Genomic DNA, 5,132 nt, shown 5'->3' with positions numbered 1-5,132 from the left:
GGGCCCTTCGCCGCTGGCGAGCTCGAGCGCTATGCCCGCCACATCGTGCTGCGCGAGCTGGGCGGGCCGGGGCAGGCGCGGCTGAAACAGGCGCGGGTGCTGGTGGTTGGCGCCGGAGGTCTGGGCGCGCCGGCCTTGCAATATCTCGCCGCGGCCGGGGTCGGCACCATCGGGGTGATCGATGCCGACACCGTGGATGCCAGCAACCTGCAACGGCAGGTGATCCATAGCGATGCGCGGATCGGTCTGCCCAAGGTGCAGTCGGCGATGGAGGCGATGCTGGCGCTGAATCCCTATGTCACGGTGCGGCCCTATCAGCGGCGGTTGACCGCCGAGATCGCCGCGCCGCTATTCGCGGATTATGACCTGATCCTGGACGGGACCGACAATTTCGACACCCGCTATCTGGTCAACCGCGCGGCGGTCGCACAGGGCAAGCCGCTGGTTTCGGGGGCGCTGTCGCAATGGGAAGGGCAGGTTTCGGTTTTCGATCCGGCGCGCGGCGCCCCCTGTTACCAATGCATCTTTGCCCAGGCCCCTGCGCCCGAGCTGGCGCCCTCCTGCGCCGAGGCGGGCGTGCTGGGGCCGCTGCCAGGGGTGGTCGGTTCGATGATGGCGGTGGAGGCGGTGAAGGTGATCGCCGGCGCCGGCGCGCCGCTGCGGGGCGAGATGCTGATCTATGACGCCTTATATGGCGAGACGCGGAAGATCGCGCTGAAACGGCGTGTGGACTGCCCGGTATGCGGGGCGGCTGCTGCGGGCGCGGGATAAAGCCAAAGGCCCGCCCTGCGCCCGCAGAGTTTGCGATGCGGCCGCGGAGCGGGTCCGGGGCGCGTTGTGATCAGGCGACCACCACGGTCTGTTCCGGGGCGGTTTCCACCCCGTGTTCGGCCAGGAAACGCTCGGCATCCAGCGCGGCCATGCAGCCCATGCCGGCACTGGTCACGGCCTGGCGATACTTGTGGTCGGTCAGGTCGCCGGCGGCAAACACGCCGGGCACCGAGGTTTCGGTCGACCCGGCCTTGACCTTGACATAGCCGCCATTGTGCAGTTCCAGCACATCTTTCACCAGCTCGTTCGCCGGGGCGTGGCCGATGGCGACAAACACGCCCTTGGCCGGGATCTCGGTGATCTCGCCGGTTTCCACGTGCTTGACCCGCACCGCTTCGACCCCCAGCGGCGCGTCGGTGCCAACCACTTCGTCCAGAACGTGGTGCCACAGCGGTTCGATTTTCGGGTTCTTCATCAGCCGGTCGATCAGGATCTTTTCCGCGCGCAGTTCGTCGCGGCGGTGGATCAGCGTGACCTTCGAGGCGAAATTGGTCAGGAACAGCGCCTCTTCCACAGCGGTGTTGCCGCCGCCGATCACCACGATCTCCTGGCCGCGATAAAAGAAGCCGTCGCAGGTGGCGCAGGCGGAAACGCCGAAGCCCTTGAACTTGTCCTCGGACGGCAGGCCCAGCCATTTGGCGCGGGCGCCGGTGGCCAGGATCACCGCGTCGGCGGTATAGGTGGTGCCGCTGTCGCCCTTGGCGGTGAAGGGGCGTTTGGACAGGTCGAGATCGGAAATGATATCACCGATGACCTCGGTGCCCATCGCCTTGGCATGGGCTTCCATCCGCACCATCAGGTCGGGGCCCTGCACCTCGGTATCGCCGGGCCAGTTCTCGACCTCGGTGGTGGTGGTCAGCTGCCCGCCGGGTTCGATGCCTTGCACCAGGATCGGTTCCAGCATCGCCCGCGCGGCATAGACGCCGGCGGTATATCCGGCCGGGCCGGAGCCGATGATCAGAACCTTGGTGTGGCGTGTATCAGCCATGACATCCCTCAACTGTGCAGACCGGGCGCCGCATGCGCCGTTGTCCCCATATAGAGCGGCCGGCGCCGGGCTTAAAGCCCTGGACCGCGACGCGGTACCGCCCGGCGTGTGGTTCGGAGGGAGGGGCGAGAAGAAAATTGCGCAGTTACGAAAGATTATTGCGCATCGGGCGCATCACCTGTAATAAACGGGAAAAATTTCCGGGGTACGTGTAATGGTAACAACTCGACTTGATCCGATCGACCGAAAAATCCTGTCCGAACTTCAGGCTGACGGACGGATGACCAATGTCGAGCTTGCGCGCCGCGTGGGCATTTCCGCGCCGCCCTGCCTGCGGCGGGTGCGCACGCTGGAAGAGGCCGGCCTTATCGGCGGCTATCATGCCGATGTCAATGCGCGCGAGCTGGGATTCGAGGTGCAGGTCTTTGCGCTGGTCGGGCTGGACAGCCAGGCCGAGGCCGAGTTGAGCGCCTTCGAGAACCGCTGCCGGGCCTGGCCGCTGGTTCGCGAATGCCACATGCTGAACGGCGAGGTGGATTTCATCCTGAAATGCGTCGCGCCTGATCTGAGCACTTTCCAGAGCTTTCTGACCGGCGCGCTGCTGACCACGCCGAACGTGGCCAGCGTCAAGACCTCGCTGGTGATCCGGGTGGCGAAGGATGAGCCTGGCGTGCCCTTCGACGTGCTGGAAGAGCGGCTGGGCCGCGAGGCCTGAGCGCTCAGGCGCTCAGGGCGTCGTTCATCTCGTCGACAATGCGGGGAAAGACCTGCGGGCCGAAATCGCCGAACTGTTCGGCATGGGCGAACAGGTTGAAGAACAGCGAGCGCATCGGGTGGCTGACGGTGCGCGCGGCATTTTCTCCCGGATGATAGGTTTCGAACTCGATACCGCCGACCCGCACGGTGCTGTGCCGCTGCAGGCAGATGTGAAACAGCTCGACCGCGGCGGGCGGCGCGGTTTCGATGATGCCGTTGCCGTCGATGAATTCCTGAACCGGGGTCAGCACCGGGGTGTTGCCATAGGTGCCGCGCAGGTGGCCGGGCGTGTGCAGGATGCGGGCCGAGGGGCCGGCAACCACAAAGGCCAGCGGGCGCTGCATGCCGAAGGCGTCGGCCATGATCCGGGTCAGGCGCATGTTGCGACCGTTCGGGCCGGGCCGGGCCGGAACGATCATCGTGCTGCCTTTCCACAACAGGGTCTGGGTGGTGCCGTCGCCGGTAATCACCCGGTCGCCGGGCTGCAAATCCTCGATCGCGACGGGGCCGAATTCGGTTTCAATCAGCGAACCGCGCGAAAAGGCGCAGAAGGCATCTTCGAACAGCGGCAGCGCCGGAGCAATATGGCGCGTGGTCGAGACCGAACCGTTCGGCAGCAGGGCACTGACCTCGTAGCGGCGTAATTGCTGCTTGGGACGGGCGCGCAGGGCGGCGGGATCGTTCAGGGCAGGAGAAACAGTTCTAATAGCGCGTTGAGCCGCACGCGGCAGCGAGGCGGGGATCGTCATAATAGGTCGGCCCTTTCATATCGGGTCGAATCTCTCGTCGGCCCCCACCGACAACGACAGATCGACATAAGAAGTTGTCGTGATCTGCAATGCTGACTAAATGGCGGAATTCTGCTCAAATTGTCAAAAAATAGGAAATATTGACGACGGAACGAAGACCAATCTTCCTTTTCAACTGGGGATTGTTCGCGAAGAGGTCGGTAGTTCTGCCACATTTGCTGATTCTCATCGGCAGGATCGTGCCGGAAAGAATCCCCAAAATTGAAAATACCCGCCGGAGCGCAGGCCAGGCGGGTATCTGTTCAGAGCGGGGGAAGCGCTTTGCCCCCGCCGTTCCAGGATCAGTGCAACACGCGGCGGTGGGTTTCGGCGGCAGCGGCTTGACGGCGGGCGATGGTTTCCTTGCGGCGCGGTCCGCGTTCCCACGGCAATTGCACATCGGATTTGCGCGCGGTTTCGACAACCGATTTGATAAAGCGGGTTTTGGGTTTCATCTGGTCGTGCTCCTTGCCGAGTCTTGATGGCGTGCCGTATGGGCTGGCCCCAATCTTGCGGTGCAATCGGGCAGGGATTTGTCGCAGGGTGGGCTTTTCCCGCCATGGGCACAGCGGGCCCGACCAGGGGCGGCGCCTGTAAAATTCTCTGAAAATGAAGGGGAAATCTCGCCCGACCTGCCGCGAACCGGTCGTGCGCCCCGGCGCAGCGGGCCAGAATTGGCCACAATTCGGCCCGGCGCTACAGCCGGATGGCCGAAATCAGCCGGCCGTAATCGGCCTCCCGCGCGTGCACGCTGCGGCGGTAGGAATAGAAGCGGTCGGCGTCGGAATAGGTGCAGTGGCGGGTCCATTCCGCCGCGCCGACCCCGGCGCGGCGCAGCCGGTGCAGGCCGAATCCGGGCAGGTCGAACTGCATCCGGTCGCCATTGCCGCCGGCAAAGAATCGGGCGTTTTCAGGATCGTCCATCAGGAAGGTGTCGACGAATTCCGGCCCGACCTCATAGGCGCGCTGGCTGATGCTGGGCCCGATCACCGCGCAGATGTTGGCGCGTTCGGCGCCAAGCTCTTCCATCGCGTGGAGCGTCGCCTCCAAGATGCCGTCCAGCGCGCCGCGCCAGCCGGCATGGGCGGCGCCGATTACCTGCGCCTGCGCGTCGGCAAACAGCACCGGCTGGCAATCCGCGGTCAGCACCGACAAGGCGATCCCCGGCGTGGCCGTCACCAGCGCATCGGCGCGCGGCTTGACGGGGACCGGCGCATCGACGGTTGCCACATCGGCGGAATGGACCTGGTGCACCGAAACCAGCGCCTCGGGGCTGACCTCCATCGCCTCGGCAACGCGGGCGCGGTTGATGGCGACGATCTCGCTCTGATCCGAGGAGCCGGTGCCGCAGTTCAGCCCGGTGAACACACCGGACGAGGCGCCGCCGCGGCGGGTGAAAAACCCGTGCCGGATCGGCGCAAGCTGGGGTGAGGTAAGAATTTCCAGTGTCATGTGTTCAGTCCGGGTGGCGGCGCGGCGCCTTGCGGGAAGAGGCCGAGCACCTTAAACAGGTTTCCCATTTCCGCCGGGTGCGTCAACCGGCGATGCGCGGCGGCGACCTCGGCCTGCGATGATCCGCCATGCGCGGCGGCCAGCGCCTGCGCCCGCTGGGTGATGCCGAGGCGTTCCAGGAACACGCCCTGCGGGGTCAGGCGGGTATAGGCGCAGCCCGGTTCGGCCGCCGCCAGCGCCAGCGCCTCGAAATCCACATGCGCGGTCAGGTCGGCCTCGCCGGGAGCGTCCAGCACCCCGACCGGCTTGTGCCCCTG

The 5,132-nt window shown here is 65.6% G+C and carries 7 protein-coding genes; 2 read left to right on the top strand and 5 right to left on the bottom strand.

The features are described 5' to 3' along the window. On the top strand, nucleotides 1-771 hold a 771-nt coding region (locus CVM52_RS23390; RefSeq protein ID WP_100164751.1), incomplete at its 5' end, for a HesA/MoeB/ThiF family protein. A gap of 70 nt (nucleotides 772-841) precedes the next feature. Here the strand turns inward: CVM52_RS23390 and trxB are convergent. Further along, the gene (trxB, locus tag CVM52_RS23385) at nucleotides 842-1,819 is read right to left on the bottom strand and encodes a thioredoxin-disulfide reductase (protein WP_100164750.1); all 978 of its coding nucleotides are present in this window, start codon (nucleotides 1,817-1,819) and stop codon (nucleotides 842-844) included. 214 nt (nucleotides 1,820-2,033) lie between these two features. Between trxB and CVM52_RS23380 the strand changes: the two genes are divergently transcribed. Further along, nucleotides 2,034-2,534, top strand: coding sequence for an Lrp/AsnC family transcriptional regulator (locus CVM52_RS23380; protein WP_100164749.1), 501 nt, complete (start codon nucleotides 2,034-2,036; stop codon nucleotides 2,532-2,534). Nucleotides 2,535-2,538: 4 nt separating this feature from the next. On the opposite strand, the gene CVM52_RS23375 is transcribed toward CVM52_RS23380, so the two are convergent. The 4 genes from CVM52_RS23375 to CVM52_RS23365 all read right to left on the bottom strand — a co-directional run. Next, nucleotides 2,539-3,324, bottom strand: coding sequence for a Hint domain-containing protein (locus CVM52_RS23375; protein ID WP_100164748.1), 786 nt, complete (start codon nucleotides 3,322-3,324; stop codon nucleotides 2,539-2,541). A gap of 341 nt (nucleotides 3,325-3,665) precedes the next feature. Then, nucleotides 3,666-3,818: a hypothetical protein gene (locus tag CVM52_RS27160; RefSeq protein ID WP_172721078.1), complete on the bottom strand. Its 153-nt coding sequence runs from the start codon at nucleotides 3,816-3,818 to the stop codon at nucleotides 3,666-3,668. 241 nt (nucleotides 3,819-4,059) lie between these two features. Continuing rightward, nucleotides 4,060-4,815, bottom strand: a complete 756-nt coding sequence (pgeF, locus tag CVM52_RS23370) for a peptidoglycan editing factor PgeF (protein ID WP_100164747.1) — start codon at nucleotides 4,813-4,815, stop codon at nucleotides 4,060-4,062. After that, nucleotides 4,812-5,132 (bottom strand): SAM-dependent methyltransferase (locus CVM52_RS23365; RefSeq protein WP_205965011.1); only part of this gene is annotated, 321 nt, incomplete at its 5' end. The genes CVM52_RS23365 and pgeF, both read right to left, overlap by 4 nt.

The sequence above is a fragment of the Pseudooceanicola lipolyticus genome, from assembly GCF_002786325.1.
Taxonomy (GTDB): Bacteria; Pseudomonadota; Alphaproteobacteria; order Rhodobacterales; family Rhodobacteraceae; genus Pseudooceanicola_C; species Pseudooceanicola_C lipolyticus.
Note: the sequence above shows the minus strand (reverse complement) of the source record. Positions and strands in the feature narration are given on the sequence as shown.

Excerpts from the sequence above, each read along its gene's own strand:
- trxB (WP_100164750.1), bottom strand. The coding sequence starts at position 1,819 with ATGGCTGATACACGCCACACCAAGGTTCTGATCATCGGCTCCGGCCCG.
- CVM52_RS23380 (WP_100164749.1), top strand. The coding sequence starts at position 2,034 with ATGGTAACAACTCGACTTGATCCGATCGACCGAAAAATCCTGTCCGAA.
- CVM52_RS23375 (WP_100164748.1), bottom strand. The coding sequence starts at position 3,324 with ATGACGATCCCCGCCTCGCTGCCGCGTGCGGCTCAACGCGCTATTAGA.
- CVM52_RS27160 (WP_172721078.1), bottom strand. The coding sequence starts at position 3,818 with ATGAAACCCAAAACCCGCTTTATCAAATCGGTTGTCGAAACCGCGCGC.
- pgeF (WP_100164747.1), bottom strand. The coding sequence starts at position 4,815 with ATGACACTGGAAATTCTTACCTCACCCCAGCTTGCGCCGATCCGGCAC.